Below are 15,614 nucleotides of genomic sequence, written 5' to 3'. Positions count from 1 at the left end.
CTAAATTTTACGTTGACGAAACAACATGGATTTTTCCACAAGTGAGTTATTAATAGTTATAAGTCAAAATTAATGGCTAACTGAAAAACTAGACTTATAGAAAGTTCAACTGGAACAAATTAATTTTACGAAATTTACATAACACACCTACTGTGTACTTATAATACATTAGCTATAGCTTAAGCATTTTAAGAAGTATGCTTATTCATTGCTAACAATTTTTAAGCTATTAAGTATCGCCGGCTTGAGTAGTAGGAATTTCAACTATGAATTTCGTACCTCTACCTAATTCACTAATACAGTGCAATTGACCATTATGTCTGTCAACAACTATTTGATAGCTTATTGATAGTCCTAATCCTGTACCAACTCCAACAGGCTTAGTAGTAAAAAATGGATCAAATAGCCGCTGTTGAATCTCAGGTTTAATTCCAATGCCATTATCAGCTATGTGAATAGCAATATTCTGATTCTCTTGCATTTCAGTGGTAATACGTATAGTTGGAGTTGTAAGCAAACCCTTATCCATCCCTTCCTCTAAGGCATCAATTGCGTTCGCAAGTAGATTCATAAAAACTTGGTTCAACTGTCCGGCATAGCACACAACCTTTGGTAAGGGTGCATAAACTTTAATCACTTCAATGGCTTGGTGAAATTGTTTTGGTTTGAGTCGGTGTTGCAAAATCATCAAGGTACTTTCAATTCCCTCATGAATGTCAACCTTTTTCATTTCTGCTTCGTCAAGACGAGAAAAAGTTCTTAATGATTGGACAATTTCTCGAATTCGTTCGGAACCAACCTTCATTGATGACATAATTTTTGGTAGGTCTGAAACAAGAAAATTTAAATCAATGGCATCTATTTTCTCACTTATTGCGTCTGTAGCTTGAGGGTATTCTTGCTGATATAATTTAATTAATTTTAGTAAATCTTCAGTGTAATTACTCGCATGGGCTAAATTACCATAGATGAAATTAACTGGGTTATTAATTTCATGTGCAACACCAGCGACTAGCTGTCCCAAACTTGACATTTTTTCACTTTGTACAAGTTGGGTTTGAGTACGCTTGAGTTCTTTAAGGGTATTTTCTATTTTTTGCGCTTGTTGCGTAGCTGTTTGCGCCACTTCCTTACTGTGGGCATAAAGTTCTGCTTGGTTAATAGCTATAGCTAACTGGTCTACAACCGCTTGCAAAAGTTCAACTTCACTATCTGTCCAAGGACGAGTTTCAGTCCAATGACCGCAAACAATAACACCAATTTGACCTGAACGAGTTTTTATTGGCAGAACTATTTCTGATTTAATTCCCAGTGATTCTAAGAATTGTCTGTGTATCGGTTCATGAAACTGTTCTACATCATCTATTTGAAGGATTTTTTGCTTCAAGAACATCTCAGTAGCTGGTCCAATCTTGTTTGCAGGATGACAACCCAGTAAACTAGGAAAATCTTTATGTTTTGCTTCTTTAAGAGTTTCCCAGGAAGGAGGAGTAGTGTCAGGTTTAAACCAGGAAAAGCTACATCGGTCAATCTGCAATAAATCCCGAATTTCTTGTATTGCAGTTTCTAAAACTTGGTCAAGATTTAAAGATTGGCGAATTTGGCTTGCTAATCTGTTGATAAGCTGTTCTCTAAGTCCTAACTCACGATATTTTGTTTCAGATTGACGTAGAGCTTCTTCTGCTTGTTTGCGCTCAGATATATCTCTTGTAACGTTAGCTAAAGCTATAGGTTTACCTGTCTTCTGGTCGTTTATCAAGAAAACATTATACTCAATTGGTATTAATTTACCACTTTTGAAATGACGAAATTGAAATTCTCCTTGCCAACGTCCATGTTCTGTGACTGCTGGTGCTATATGATCTTGAAAGTAAGCCCAGTCTTCAGGCGTGTGATAATCCGAAACATGTGTCTGTCTAAATTGTTCGAGGTTGTCAAGACCAACAAGGTTTAATCCAGCTTCATTCAAGTACCATGCTTGGGCATCAAGAGTTGCTATACCAATAAAATCAGTGCTATTTTCAACTAAAGAAACAAACTTTTGCCTTTCTTCCTCAGCAAGTTTTCGGTCTGTAATATCGCGCGTGATTGTAGCTAAAGCTATCGGTTGACCATTTTTATGGTCTTTAATTGTAAAAATATTATACTCAATAGGGATGAGGGTGCCCGTTTGAAAGTGTTTAAAGTTAAATTCTCCTTGCCAACTCCCTTGTTTAATAACTTGAGGCAAGACTTCTTTCGTAAAAAACTCTGAATCTTCAGGTGTGTGATAATCCATCAGAGAGCTTTGTCGAACTTGATCTATGTTTTCAATTCCTACAAGCTTTTGACCTGCTTTGTTAACAAATAACCCACGGCCTTCAAGTGTTGCCATAGCAATAAAATCCGGGCTATTTTCAATCAATGCCACCAATTTTTGCCGTTCTTCTTCGGTAAACCTTCGTTCAGTAATATCCATTATTAAGCCATCCCAAACAATGTCACCGTTGGGTTGCAATTCGGGGCGTGATGAACCTTGCAACCATTTCAGGCGCCCTGACGGCGTTACAATCCTCCATTCATGGTTCCAAGATTTGAGAGTTTCGACTGAAGTTTGTATTGATTTATAAAAATTAGCTAAATCTTCTGGGTGTATTAATTTAAACAAGACTTCGCTGTCATCGAGAATTTGTTCGGGTTCTAGTTCATAGATTTGACGGCACGCAGCGTTGATATATGAGAAGTAATTGGCGCCATCAGGACATAGAACATATTGATACAACACACCTGGTATATTCGCTGATAATTTATGAAAGCGGGTTTCGCTTTTTCGTAGTGCTGCTTCGGCTTTTTGTCTTTCTACAATTTCTGCTTGTAGCTGTGTGTTTGTTATATTTAATTGACTAGTACGCTTTTCTACTAAGCTTTCTAGTAGCTCTTTATATTGATATAGCTGTGCTTCTGCTAGCTTTTTATCGCTAACGTCAATTATTAACCCATCCCAAATGATATCACCGTTTGGTTGCTTTTCTGGGCGCCCGCTTTGACGCACCCACTTTAATTTACCTGTAGATGTAATAATTCTACCTTCCCATAACCAAGGCAAAAGCGTATCTGCCGAAATTGACATTGACTCAATAAATGCTGAATAATCTTCTGGATAAATTCGCTCAGAAAATTTTGCACTGTTTTGCTGAAGTATTTCTGGCTCTACTTCCAGCAGGTGCCTACAACCATGACTAACATACGGTAATTCGATACTCCCGGAGGAATGTAACAGATATTGATATATCATTCCTGGAACGTTAGCAGCTAGCTTAGTCACGCGCGCTTGACTTTTTTTGAGCGCTTGTTGTGTTTGAAGAAGTTCGGTAATTAATTCAGTACAAAAAATAGTACCGCCAATTTCAGCGTTTGTGTCATACCAAGGACGACACTCCCACTTTAACCATTCGCATGAACCATCTGCCTGAGTAATTTTTTCTGCTTCACACTGATGTGACTCACCCGTTAAACAACGGTCATGAATTTCTCTCCACCTTTGGGCAATGCTTGGCAAAACTTGGCAATTACAGAGACCAATTAAACTATGCTCACTACAGTTATGGTCTATTAACCATTTGCGACTAACTGCAATGTAACGCATCTCCCGGTCGAACATCGCAACGGCGACAGGTGTGTATTCCAGTAAAATTTGTGTCAGTTCTGGGATGTTTTGCGTATACATAGCGTTGCGGTAGAGTCCAGTAGGTACATAACTAGCTAACTTATAGTTACCGAGTCAGAGAATCGTTACACTACTATAACTAGACTGTTACTTATTTCACTTCCGAGTTTTCTGGTAATTTTCTATGAATTTAGAAAAATAATGCTTAATATTCCGTAATATTGCCCGTGACGCATTGTAGAGACGCGATTAATCGCGTCTCTACAATGCGTAATATCGCAATGCAATACGTTCAAATACGCACTTCCAAATCGGCAATTGCTTGTTTAGCGATGTCTCGCACATCTTCACTCGAATCGTTAATGCTTTTTTCCAAACTTCTAGCAATCTAGCACGATTTAGTTCAAGTAGCGACTCCGCAGCTTCATCCCTTACAAAAACGTCTTCATCTTCAAGCAAAATAATTAAAGCATCAACAGCTACTTCATCATTATAATTTTGAAGCTGTTTTGCAACTTCTTGCCTTGGGCGCCTAGAAACTTTTTAGAAGACGTGGATAGGTTGTGTTTTGATTCATGTGTACTTTAATCTCAGCAGGGTTTGAAGGATTACCAATCTGAACCCAATTTCCTTCGTTCAAACGAACACCTTGCTTTTGTCTAGCCCAACTTTCAGCAGAGCCAAACAGTAGGCGTTGTTCGTCATTAGGTAAAAACCCTACTTCCTCGTAAAGAGTAATTTTTTGTTGAGCTTCTCCCAATCTTGCTGCGATTGATGCGTTACTCTGTAATTTATTCAAATAGTTTTGCTCCGCAGCTTTTATGATTGGCTCAAGTATACGCCCAAGTTCGCTCGGTTTCGGTTCTTTCCCGTTAGCCACAACTTTATCAAGATTAACAGTTTTTCAATTTTCCCACTTGATGTACTGATTTGACAGATAGATGTGTAATATAGCTCTAATATTAGGGCAGGCAGGGATGCCTGCTCCACAAGATTATTGCTCTAAAAATTTTTGTGCTATGTCTAAGATTCTGGCGGATGCTTGTCCATCACCAAATGGGTTAATTGCATTTGCCATTGTTTCATACGCAGTTGCATTTGCCAATAGCTCGGCGCCATTAGTAACAATAGAATTTACGTTTGTACCTATAAGCTTGGCTGTTCCTGCTGTAACTGCTTCCGGACGTTCGGTTGTTTCGCGTAATACTAATACTGGCTTCCCAAGACTTGGCGCCTCTTCTTGTAACCCACCTGAGTCTGTTAATAATAGATACGAGCGCATTATTGCTCCGACAAGTTCGGCGTAGTCGAGTGGTTCGGTTAAAAATATACGTGGATGATTGCCGAGTATAGCTTGTAATGGCTCGCGAACTGTAGGGTTACGATGTAATGGAAGTAACAATACAGTATCAGGGAATTTATCTAATAATTGTAAAAATCCTTGGGCTATATGTTGTAATGGTTCTCCCCAATTTTCGCGACGATGAACTGTTGATAAGAGTACCCGGTATTTATCCCACTCTAAACCTGGTATGTTACATGGGGGTTGTTTGGCTGCCACGTCTAATAAGGCATCAATTACTGTATTCCCAGTTAAATGTATTTCACCTAATACACCTGAACGCTGTAAGTTTTCTACTGCTAAACTTGTTGGTGCAAAGTGTAACTGCGTAATTTGCGATATCAGGCGCCGATTTGCTTCTTCTGGATAAGGGTCATATAATTCATCAGTCCTTAAACCAGCTTCAACATGTCCAACTGGAATTTTTTGATAAAAAGCTGCTAAAGAAGCGGCAAACGCGGTAGTTGTATCTCCCTGAACAATCACTAAATCAGGCTTTTCTTGTTGAAATAATGTCTCTAACCCTTGCAAACTCCGAATTGTAATATCACTCAAAGATTGCTTAGGCTGCATAATCTCTAAGTCATTATCTGCTTTGATATCAAACAACTGCATCACTTGCTCTACCATTTCCCGATGCTGTCCTGTCAATATCACCTTTAACTTAATACCTGCAACATTTTGAAACATTTTAATCACAGGCGCCAGCTTTATCGCTTCTGGACGAGTACCTAATACAATGTAAACACATTTATCAATAGTCATGTCAATAGTCAATAGTTTTAATTATCGTTAACAGATAAATAGTTAATGCTTAATTCTAAATAGTCAACAGTCATCCATCACATTAATATTTGGGCGCCCGTAGAGACGCGATTAATCGCGTCTCTACAATATATATACGCATGAAAAAACCCGGGTGAACCGGGCAGATACACTGTTTATCGAGTAAAAAGCAGTAATTATACAACTATTTGTTGAGTTCGCAAGTCAAAGGACAAGCAGCATAAACAGTGGTCTGCATTTGTTCAGCTTCACCATGTAACCAGCTTAACCATTTCATATCGCTAGGATGAACGCCTTTAGCTGTCAATACACCTGCCGCAATCATAACCGCCATTACATTAAACAGAATTAATCCACCCGCAACTAGTAAAACAGCACTAACTGGCATTACTGATTGCAAAACAATCGACAACAGACATCCAACCGTTGCCATCAAAACAACCAACGGAAAACCAACTACCAACAAGCATACAGCCAATGTAAAAGTCCAAATTAGGAAGCTTTTAATCATTTGCAATGAGTCGGTTTGTCTTAAATCAGATGCAGTAGCTAAAGTCATGACCTTTCCTCCCAAATACACAGCGATAAATCAAAAGTGAGCGCAGAAATCAAACAATTAACTGATAGCAATTTCGTCGGGGATCGCTCTCCGATAGAAATTAAGTATATAAAACCCGCCTTAAAAGATGAGCATTTGTTTAATAAACTTTACATTTAATCTTTCGTAATTATGAAAATAAACCCCAAATTCGGCGCCGTCAATCTTTCCTTGGGGATATCTTATATGGTCAACAAAACCTTAAACAACGTTGATTTTATAGTTCAGGCTCCAAATTTGATTACTGAGAGCCTTAACATTTCTTATCAAAACTCCTACCCATTCTCATAATTTCCAAATTGTCTGAAGCAATTATCTAGTAAACGGTTTGGACTCACTTTAGTAAACAGTCGTAGCTGAAAATTTCAAAAACCTTCTAATTTAACTTAATGAGGATTATACAGTCAAAATCACAATATTTAATACATGTAAACTCTAGTGTATGTACTGAGAATGGTTATTCAGGTAGATATGTTAAACAAGTAATCAGAAGCAAGTGAGAATTATATCGGCTCACGGCAGAAGTTACAAGTGCAATATTTGATACTGGTAGAGAAGATGTTCAATTACATCTTCTCAACATTTGTTCAAACATGTGTTGTTACTTTCTGCTTGAGGTGGGGGCGCTTTTTCCGCTCCTTCGTTTTAGAGGTAAATCTCAAGATTGAATATTGTTTAAAAAGTAAAGATATATGACAGACACAATTCGTGCATCCAGCCCAGCTCCATCTGTACCTCGTGGTGTTCCTCCGGCGCCACCACCACCACCAATGAGTACACAACGGCAGGCAACACAAACATTAGATATGTCAGCTGAGAGAAGCACAAGGGTTGCTCCTCCTGGGGCGCCTCCAGTACCAACGGCGCCACCACCAGTTTCGGCGGTTGCAGCTAGACCGGGTACACCAGCAGCAGCACAGGGTAATGCACGCGCACAAAGTAATCCCAGCAGATTGACGATGGCGCAAATAATTAAAGAAGCATACGATAAAGGATTTTCGGATGTCCATTTAGGTGTAGGGGAAGTACCGCGTTTCCGTAACCGAGGCGAAATTGAGAAAACCGATTATCCTGTAACCGATAATGAAACCTTCATGTGTTGGTTACGCGAAATAATGACCGAAGAAGAAATTCGTCGCTTTAAAGAACACCTCGAATTTGATGGCGCCACACAATATGATTTTGCCCGCGTGCGGATTAACGTTTTTGATTCAATGCTTGGCAACGCGATGGTGCTTCGATTGATTCCATTAAAAATCTTAACAATGGAACAATTGCGTCTTCCCCCCATATTCCGCGATGTTTGTCATTATCATAAAGGTTTGATATTGGTGACAGGCCCCACAGGTTCAGGTAAATCGACGACAATGGCGGCAATGATGGACTATATGAATCATGAAATGCCTCGTCACATTATCACCATCGAAGACCCAATTGAATTTGTTCACCAAAGTAAAAAAGCTTTAATTAAGCAGCGCGAAGTGGGAATGCACACCCGCAAATTCGATAATGCCTTAAAAGCAGCATTACGGGAAGACCCAGATGTAATACTCGTGGGTGAAATGCGCGATAAAGAAACCGTAAACACAGCACTCAAAGCTGCTCAAACAGGTCACTTAGTAATGGGAACCCTGCACACCAACAGTGCAGTCAAAACAATTGAACGTATTTTGAACCTTTACTCAGCAGAAGAGCAAGATGCAATGCGTGTTGCGGTTGCAGAATCATTAGTTGCAGTAATTGCCCAAGGATTGTGTAGAACAACCGATGGTAAACGTGCCGCATTCCACGATATCCTAATTAACACAGATGCTGTTAAAGAATGGATAAAAGATGGTAAATACGATGAAATCAGCGAATTGATGAAGCAAGCCAGCTTTGACGGTATGATAACCATGAACCAAGCACTGCTCAATCTCTATCAAGAAGGACGAATCACCGAAGAAACCGCCTTAGAAATGTCGCCAACACCTAACGAAATGGCACAATTCCTCAGAGGCAGAGTTTAAATAAGTTAAAAGTGCTGAGTGCTGAGATAAGTTAAAAGTGCTGAGTGCTGAGTGCTGAGTTAAGAGTTAATTTCTAACTCCTCACTCCTAACTCCTCACTCTTCACTCCTAACTCCTGTTTCCTCACTCAGCACTCAGCACTCATCACTCATCACTAAATTGACACAACCACCGTTACCAAAATTGTTTAAAGGCATTGCCTTGTTTACACCTGGAGGAGATATGCTTTATTGTATTGACCCCAGCAAACAGGGTAGATGGCATTCGCATTTGTGTAGTACTTTACAGAGAATCTTAGATTTATCAGAACCGCCACATTTCTTAGTTCCTTGTTATACAGCTACAATTGACCATTGGTTAGACCCAAAAACTCAGCAAATACGAACATTCGCAGAAGCACATCCAGCAGTAATTCGATATCAAGCTTTATTAAATGTACTTTTTGATACTCATGGTTTAGTTTGGCAAAAGGCGCCGTGGAAAGAGGGGTTATGTGATAGCGTAGTATTATCTACATATCGTTCAACATTTCCTCAACTATGGGAAGACCATGATTTAATAGTTCGTACAGACTTAGCAGAAAAAGAATTTAAGGTGCCGAATTTAACAATACCTGTACAGGAAGATAATACACAAGCTTACGTACTCAGATTATTTGTAGCAGGTCGAAGCCCAAATACCGAACGTATATTGAAATTACTCTACGAATTATTAGAAAAACACCTTGTGCATCCTTATACACTCAAGGTAATTGATGTTTTGAGTCATCCTGAACTAGCAGAAGCAAATCAAATATCAGCCACACCCACATTATTAAAAGTTTACCCACAACCAATTCGACGTGTTATAGGTGATTTAGATAACGCCGAACGCATTTTACATATGTTGGGCACCAAAGAACAACCGTGGGATATTTAACCGTCTGTCCTAATATATATATATACCCAACATCCCCACATAATCTAAAATGACCATAAGTACTATTACTGCTAAACGTTTTACGATAGAAGAATACGAGCGTTTAGCTCAACTCGGATTTTTTCAAGAAAATGACCGAGTTGAGCTAATTAAGGGAGAAATAATTTCAATGGCAGCAAAAGGTACACCTCATGCAGTTTGTGAAACACGGTTAGAACGAGAATTAAATAAACTTATTGGAGAACGTGCAACCTTACGCAGTCAACTACCAATCATTATTCCCGACTCTAGCGAACCCGAACCTGATAGAGTCATCGCCAAAAATAGAAATGATGATTATCTTAATTCTCATCCAACTTCAGAAGATATACTATTATTAATTGAAATTTCTGATTCAACTTTAAAATTTGACCAAGATGTAAAATTACCTCTTTATGCAGAAGCTGGTATTAAATATTACTGGGTATTTAATTTAGCCGACAATCATTTAGAAATGTATAGCGACGCAATACAACACCTTCAAGGTAAATTTACATATCGCCGTAAAGAGATTTTATTACCGAATGAAACAGTAATTATTCCTTGTTTTCCAGATTTGACGCTCGATTTATCTAAAGTATTTCCAAATATATAAAATATCAAACATCAAACATCAAACATTAAACTAATATATGAATGCTTGTTTGATACACCATTTCAACAAAACCCCTTTCTGAACGAAACTTTTGGTATAAGTCTTGTAAACCAGAAATAAGATTTTTATGACTTTCCCCTTCAGTCGGAAGATAAGAAATACTCTGAGTGCGTCCTATCAAAGCATCTAAATCTAATTCTTGGCAATATTTTGTTGTACATTGATGTTCACAATAATTCGCGAAATATTGAGTTTGCTCTAATATTTCTGCATAGGTATCTGGTTGTTCACAGGGATGGTCATTAGATACTGCACGAATAAAACTGCTGTACTCCCCAGTAAAACCATCACTTTGATCACGGTTATTCCATACGAGAGCTAAACGACCATTCGGTTTTAAAATACGGCGAAATTCCATTAAAGTTGGTTCTGGGTCAAACCAGTGAAATGCTTGAAATGCTGTTACTAAATCAATTGATGCATCTGGTAAATTAGTCGCTTCTGCACTACCATGACGATATTCGACATTAGGGTGAGTTTGTGCAACTTTCCGCATTGCTGCATTTGGTTCAACTGCAATAACCTTTACTCCACGAAGAGCTAATAACCGTGACGCTATTCCTGTACCTGCACCAATGTCTGCTGCTAAAATTTGAGAAGCAGGCGCCAGTCCTTCCAAGACAAAATCAATCGCTTCTGCTGGATAACTGGGACGATATTTTACGTAATCATCCGCGCGTTGTGTAAATCGATTTAGCGGGTCTAGTGTGTGTAAATCTGTAGCTGCACTTTGATTGTTTTGCATGGGTTTGGGTTTAGTGGCGCCTTGCTTATTTTATAGCTAAAGGGAAAGGACTTGTATAAAAATATCGCTAATCACACAAATCATCCTGTAAAATAGCGCCTTTTTTGCGTTAACGCAGTTTGCCCGGAGGAGAATAATACGTAAAAAAATAAAATTTAAGTAACAATATTAACATTTTTAAATCACAGCGCCAACTCAGTCGTGAATCTGAAATAGCTAACTGACCAATGCAGTAAATATCATCCATGTGATGCCAAGGATTAATACATTCAATAAAAACGTCAGTACAGCTTTTAGTTGTTGATTTGAACTAACCCAACCAGTAAATAATAGATAAATTAGTAACGAAAGCGAATAAAGCTGCAATACGCAAAGTGGGAAAACAAACAACCCAATGATTGCAGCATTAAATGCATCGTTTAAAATCTTATCATTTTTACTAGTAGAACTGGAATGGCGCCTTGAAGCTTCCTCATTCTCAGGTCTTTGTAAATTTTCATGTAAATCAACAGCAGTCAAAATATCAATAGCATTATCAACATCAGCTTGCATAACCTTAAGTTTAATCCAACCTAAAGCAATAGTTAAATGCCAAGCCACACCAGCAGTATTATCATCCATCAAAAACGCAGGAATTCCTTCAGCTTCGAGTACCTGCTGTGCTAGCGAAGCTTCGACAGAGTTCCCAAAAGTTGCGATTGTTACAAGTTTATTATTCATAGCATCTCTTGTGGAACGGGCATCCCTGCCCGTCTCTAACTCAACACATAAACATTAGTCTGATAAACTATATACACCAACCCCTCCCTATCACAAAACCTTTCATACAAATCTCGCAACCCAGAAACAAGTAGCTGATAACCCTTCCCTTCACGTGGAACATAAGAAGTACTCATCGCACGTCCTATCAAACCATCAAAATCTAACTCTTGACGATATGGAATTGGTTCGTGTTCGTAATAACTCGTAAAATGTTGAGTTTGCCGTAATGGTTCTACTAACTCTAACCTTGACTTACTTGGATGATTATTAGATAGCGCACGCACAAAACTATTATATTCTTCAGTAAAAGCATCATTTTTATCACGATTATTCCACACAACAGCCAAACGTCCATCCGGTTTTAAAATACGACGAAATTCCAATAAAGTTGGCTCAGGGTTAAACCAGTGAAAAGCTTGAAATGCCGTTACCAAATCAACCGATGCATCTGGTAAATTAGTCGCTTCCGCACCCCCTGAGCGATATTCGACATTCTTGTGTGTTTGTGCAGCTTCTCGCATTGCTGCATTTGGTTCAACTGCAATTACCTTAACTCCACGAAGAGCTAATAACCGTGATGCAATTCCTGTACCTGCACCAATATCTGCTGCTAAAATTTGAGAAGCAGGCGCCAGTCCTTCAAGAATAAAATCAATTGCCTGTGGTGGATAACTGGGACGATGCTTTACATAATCATCCGCACGTTCTGTAAATCGTTCACGTGGATTTAAAGTATACAACGGTGTAGCTGCATTTAGATTGTCTTGCATGAGTTTAAATGGTGGCGCCGTGCTTATTTTAAACTGAAGGTGCCTCACGAGTGAACAATTCCTGTAAAGTATGATGTTTAAGCTATACAAAGGTTTTGATTACTAACATCTATCTCATTACACCGATATTCGTTCATCTCGTAGAAGACGGAGATGTGGTTGAATTAACTCTCCTGAACGTACAACCCAAACAGGCACCAGTTTTTGTTTTGCTATCACTTGTTTGCCCATCGAGTCAAAAAGCAACCAACACCCTTCTATTAAATTTAATACGCTAATATCCGCGCGCGAACCAATCTTTAACGTACCAATCTCAGATTCTGCTTTTAAAATGCAAGCTGGGTTAATGGTGACAGAAGCAATCGCACTTACTAAATCCAAGCCTAAAGCCATTAATTTCGATATAGTACCGCACAAACTATAGTTCAAATGAGAATCATCGTGAAGAGTAAAAAAGTCACCGTGGACATCACTACTTATGGTGTAAGGTAAGACTCCTTGCTCTATCATTAGTCGAGCGATGTCAAAGCTAAATTTCAATCCGTGCCCTAAATCTAATAAGACCCCACGCTCGATAGCTTGAAGCAGCCAATCTGGAACTTTAGTACGCCTTCCCATCACTCCATCTGGTTGGCAACTGTAGCAATGACCTAATATATCACCTGCTTTCATGTAGGACACCACTTTTTCTACTACCTGTTCTGGTGATGGTCGTGAGGTTTCAACTACAGGGAATAATTCTCCTGTGTGAACATACAACGGCAAACCAGTCCTTAAACCTATTTCACGCGCTAATTCCATTACACCCATACCCCATCGAGATATAGAGCCTGAATCAGCAAAAACCTTAAAGCCACGTATAATGTCAGGATATTCTTCAGCTAAATGCACAATTGCATCTATATTGATGTTTTTAGGACTATCAAAACAAGCACCTGTAATATCTAGTGCTTTATTGGCGCCTACATTAACTGAAAGAAAGCAACGTACATCTGTTTTAACTTTGTCTACAACATTAGACTTAAAGCCTGGAAAATTAAAATGACTGCTGCTACCCTGATCTACAACTGTGGTAGAACCTGAATTAATACCCGCATCATCAGCAGGCAGACCAAAATTAGTTACCCACTCATACACATGAGTATGTAAATCAATTAAGCCAGGACACACTATATAATCAGACGCTACAACAGTTTGCTTGGCTTTGTAGTTCGTTAATTGCTTGGCAACTGCAACAATTTTACCATTAGACACTGCAACATCAAAATATCCGTTCAGCGATTGACTAGGGTCAATTACCCAACCATCTTTAATAACTAAATCGTAATAAGTTAAGTTAGTATCCATATATACTTGCCTTTAGTTAACAGTAGGCTGATAACTGTTAACTGAATATTTGAATTGATAAATTTATATAGACAGAAAGCAACAGAATTTAAAAAATCTGAAAGTAACTCGCTTCCAAATCAGATATAGATTAAGTTTTATTAAATGCTAGAAACTCTATATTTCTCATTATAACTTTAAATGAAACTAATGCCAGAAGATATCACTTTGGATAGATTTACTGTTATCCGTAAACGCAGTTTTCCCGCAGGGTAGGATATTCACTTATGGTAGGCGAAAAGCTTATCCCAAGCGTAGGGTGGCAAAAGCCACCTTACTATCCCAATCGAAGGTGCATTCCGGTCAGATTACTAAAAATTAGTAATAATCATGACTTTTTAAGAAGACTGAAAATACTTTGACCGGGAGTAAGAATGCGAGCAGGGTCATAACGTCGCTTGGCATTGACTAATTTGCTCCAGGTTCGACCAAAATGTTGTTGCCAATCTTCTTGAGAGAACGCGATGGCATCAACGGGATAACGAGTACCATTCAAATCGCGGTTACGCTCAAACAATTTTCGGTTGTCATTGAGCATACGTACTTTCGTAGTATCATCATTTGGCGGTGCAGTTCGTAAAATCGTAAAGAGAAACGCGATTTGCTCGTTGGGTACTCTAAACAATGGCAGTGTGAAACGGTTTGTTTTCACAGGATATAGCAGAACTGGACTATTTCCTGTGTCAGCTAAAGTCAAAGTGGAAACAACCTCACTAATATATTGGTCTACAGCAGTTGCTGGTACAAACAAGTTAATCCAAGGATGAGGGTTAGACCAAACATCAATCGATTTAAGGAAAGCAACAGTCGGAGCTAAACGATTGAGAAAGTCGAAATAACTTTTATCTTCAATTTTTTCGGAACCTTTAGTATAGCTTAAGGAGGCGAGCAGCCTGGTATTGTCTGGCTCTAGTGGTGGTGTATAAAAGCTAGCTGCCTCTAACAGATAGCGCCATCCACCGTCTTGTTTGCTTACAATTTGACCTTCTACATAATTAAATCGTTCCGAATCAATAAGTAAGCGTTGGTCACGAGTAAAAGTAGCTAAATCGTCATAATCTAGGAGAAATACACGGGCATTAGCAAAGGCTTTGATTAATCGGACAGTTGCCCTGACTATAATTGCACACTGCCCCAAACCTGCTAACACCGCTTCAAATAAATCTCGATTTTTATAAAACGAACAAGTTAAAAGCTCACCCTCACCAGTCACAACCTGAAGTTCTAAAACATTATCAACTTGCACACCATAGCGGTGAGCTGCACCACCTATACCACCATTTGATAATGTGCCTCCAATCGACAGTTCTAAGTAATCGGTAAGAACAGGTGGTGTCAATTGTTGTGGCAATGTTGCTTGCAATAGCTCACTCCACCGCACCCCAGCATCAACAACCACTTGAAGAGTATTAATATTATGAATTTTATTCAGCGTACTTGTATCAATGACCACACCATTTTCTACTTGTGCCTGACCGTAGCAAGTATGACCCTGACCGCGCGCGGCAACTTTGAGATTGTAATTACGAGCAAATCTGATTATCTTGACAATATCATTAATCGAACCTGGTTTAAGTACAGCTTTCGGATAATGACGTACTAAATGTCCAAAATCATCAGCAGCCTTTTCGCGCGTAGCATCATCAGTGTAAAGTACTCCATCTAAATCTGGTAAATTGACAAATAATTCTGCTGCATTCGCATGTGTCACCCATGAACGACAAACTGTATCAAACCCAATGACAACAGTACTCGTAATCAAACCTTGCAAGATATCGCGACGTGATAGACTATTTTTCATAAGAAATAGTTTTAGCAATTGCTAGCGAGAAAATTTTATTGCGCTGTAAAATCTTAAATTAACGATATTATACTAGAAAAGTTAGATATGCTTTCCTCAACTAAAGTTAAGTTTTAAGCAGCAAGTTAAAATTAAAAACTAGCGAGGAAATACATTA

General features: G+C 38.7%; 13 protein-coding genes. 3 read left to right on the top strand and 10 right to left on the bottom strand.

Features of this window, described 5'->3' with window-relative positions; translation table 11 throughout:
- Positions 1 to 229: 229 nt before the first annotated feature.
- From DSM106972_RS02100 to DSM106972_RS02080, 5 genes are all read right to left on the bottom strand, one after another.
- Complete coding sequence (locus DSM106972_RS02100; protein ID WP_127078360.1) at positions 230 to 3,706, bottom strand: PAS domain S-box protein; 3,477 nt, start codon at positions 3,704 to 3,706, stop codon at positions 230 to 232.
- A 201-nt stretch (positions 3,707 to 3,907) separates the two neighbouring features.
- Positions 3,908 to 4,105 carry a hypothetical protein gene (locus tag DSM106972_RS02095; RefSeq protein WP_186538589.1) on the bottom strand — a complete coding sequence of 66 codons (198 nt, stop codon included), beginning with the start codon at positions 4,103 to 4,105 and terminating at the stop codon, positions 3,908 to 3,910.
- 73 nt (positions 4,106 to 4,178) lie between these two features.
- On the bottom strand, positions 4,179 to 4,526 hold the full coding sequence (locus DSM106972_RS02090) for a hypothetical protein (protein WP_127078358.1): 348 nt from the start codon (positions 4,524 to 4,526) through the stop codon (positions 4,179 to 4,181).
- A 114-nt stretch (positions 4,527 to 4,640) separates the two neighbouring features.
- Positions 4,641 to 5,753, bottom strand: coding sequence for a non-hydrolyzing UDP-N-acetylglucosamine 2-epimerase (gene wecB / locus DSM106972_RS02085; RefSeq protein ID WP_127078356.1), 1,113 nt, complete (start codon positions 5,751 to 5,753; stop codon positions 4,641 to 4,643).
- Positions 5,754 to 5,958: 205 nt separating this feature from the next.
- On the bottom strand, positions 5,959 to 6,333 hold the full coding sequence (locus DSM106972_RS02080; protein WP_019493152.1) for a hypothetical protein: 375 nt from the start codon (positions 6,331 to 6,333) through the stop codon (positions 5,959 to 5,961).
- 731 nt (positions 6,334 to 7,064) lie between these two features.
- Here DSM106972_RS02080 and DSM106972_RS02075 point away from each other — a divergent pair.
- From DSM106972_RS02075 to DSM106972_RS02065, 3 genes are all read left to right on the top strand, one after another.
- On the top strand, positions 7,065 to 8,381 hold the full coding sequence (locus DSM106972_RS02075) for a type IV pilus twitching motility protein PilT (RefSeq protein WP_127078354.1): 1,317 nt from the start codon (positions 7,065 to 7,067) through the stop codon (positions 8,379 to 8,381).
- 159 nt (positions 8,382 to 8,540) lie between these two features.
- On the top strand, positions 8,541 to 9,299 hold the full coding sequence (locus tag DSM106972_RS02070; RefSeq protein WP_127078352.1) for a circadian clock KaiB family protein: 759 nt from the start codon (positions 8,541 to 8,543) through the stop codon (positions 9,297 to 9,299).
- Between the two features lie 49 nt (positions 9,300 to 9,348).
- The gene (locus tag DSM106972_RS02065; RefSeq protein ID WP_127078350.1) at positions 9,349 to 9,933 is read left to right on the top strand and encodes a Uma2 family endonuclease; all 585 of its coding nucleotides are present in this window, start codon (positions 9,349 to 9,351) and stop codon (positions 9,931 to 9,933) included.
- A 25-nt stretch (positions 9,934 to 9,958) separates the two neighbouring features.
- On the opposite strand, the gene DSM106972_RS02060 is transcribed toward DSM106972_RS02065, so the two are convergent.
- The 5 genes from DSM106972_RS02060 to DSM106972_RS02040 all read right to left on the bottom strand — a co-directional run bounded on the left by DSM106972_RS02060 (position 9,959) and on the right by DSM106972_RS02040 (position 15,457).
- The gene (locus DSM106972_RS02060) at positions 9,959 to 10,738 is read right to left on the bottom strand and encodes a class I SAM-dependent methyltransferase (protein ID WP_127078348.1); all 780 of its coding nucleotides are present in this window, start codon (positions 10,736 to 10,738) and stop codon (positions 9,959 to 9,961) included.
- Positions 10,739 to 10,954: 216 nt separating this feature from the next.
- On the bottom strand, positions 10,955 to 11,458 hold the full coding sequence (locus DSM106972_RS02055; protein ID WP_127078346.1) for a putative signal transducing protein: 504 nt from the start codon (positions 11,456 to 11,458) through the stop codon (positions 10,955 to 10,957).
- 35 nt (positions 11,459 to 11,493) lie between these two features.
- On the bottom strand, positions 11,494 to 12,270 hold the full coding sequence (locus tag DSM106972_RS02050; RefSeq protein ID WP_127078344.1) for a class I SAM-dependent methyltransferase: 777 nt from the start codon (positions 12,268 to 12,270) through the stop codon (positions 11,494 to 11,496).
- A gap of 117 nt (positions 12,271 to 12,387) precedes the next feature.
- Positions 12,388 to 13,617: an amidohydrolase/deacetylase family metallohydrolase gene (locus DSM106972_RS02045; protein ID WP_127078342.1), complete on the bottom strand. Its 1,230-nt coding sequence runs from the start codon at positions 13,615 to 13,617 to the stop codon at positions 12,388 to 12,390.
- A 367-nt stretch (positions 13,618 to 13,984) separates the two neighbouring features.
- Positions 13,985 to 15,457 (bottom strand): FAD-binding protein, encoded by a 1,473-nt coding sequence (locus DSM106972_RS02040; RefSeq protein WP_127078340.1) that lies wholly within the window; start codon positions 15,455 to 15,457, stop codon positions 13,985 to 13,987.
- Positions 15,458 to 15,614: the final 157 nt, after the last annotated feature.

The organism is Dulcicalothrix desertica PCC 7102 (genome assembly GCF_003991905.1).
In the GTDB taxonomy this organism is placed as follows: Bacteria; Cyanobacteriota; Cyanobacteriia; order Cyanobacteriales; family Nostocaceae; genus Dulcicalothrix; species Dulcicalothrix desertica.
The sequence above is the reverse complement of the archived record's forward strand: the minus strand, read 5'-3'. Positions and strand labels throughout refer to the sequence as shown.

What these genes read in the sequence shown, in the direction of transcription:
- DSM106972_RS02080 (WP_019493152.1), bottom strand. Translation starts at nt 6,333, where the DNA reads ATGACTTTAGCTACTGCATCTGATTTAAGACAAACCGACTCATTGCAA.
- DSM106972_RS02100 (WP_127078360.1), bottom strand. Translation starts at nt 3,706, where the DNA reads ATGTATACGCAAAACATCCCAGAACTGACACAAATTTTACTGGAATAC.
- DSM106972_RS02060 (WP_127078348.1), bottom strand. Translation starts at nt 10,738, where the DNA reads ATGCAAAACAATCAAAGTGCAGCTACAGATTTACACACACTAGACCCG.
- DSM106972_RS02055 (WP_127078346.1), bottom strand. Translation starts at nt 11,458, where the DNA reads ATGAATAATAAACTTGTAACAATCGCAACTTTTGGGAACTCTGTCGAA.
- DSM106972_RS02065 (WP_127078350.1), top strand. Translation starts at nt 9,349, where the DNA reads ATGACCATAAGTACTATTACTGCTAAACGTTTTACGATAGAAGAATAC.
- DSM106972_RS02075 (WP_127078354.1), top strand. Translation starts at nt 7,065, where the DNA reads ATGACAGACACAATTCGTGCATCCAGCCCAGCTCCATCTGTACCTCGT.
- wecB (WP_127078356.1), bottom strand. Translation starts at nt 5,753, where the DNA reads ATGACTATTGATAAATGTGTTTACATTGTATTAGGTACTCGTCCAGAA.
- DSM106972_RS02045 (WP_127078342.1), bottom strand. Translation starts at nt 13,617, where the DNA reads ATGGATACTAACTTAACTTATTACGATTTAGTTATTAAAGATGGTTGG.
- DSM106972_RS02040 (WP_127078340.1), bottom strand. Translation starts at nt 15,457, where the DNA reads ATGAAAAATAGTCTATCACGTCGCGATATCTTGCAAGGTTTGATTACG.
- DSM106972_RS02050 (WP_127078344.1), bottom strand. Translation starts at nt 12,270, where the DNA reads ATGCAAGACAATCTAAATGCAGCTACACCGTTGTATACTTTAAATCCA.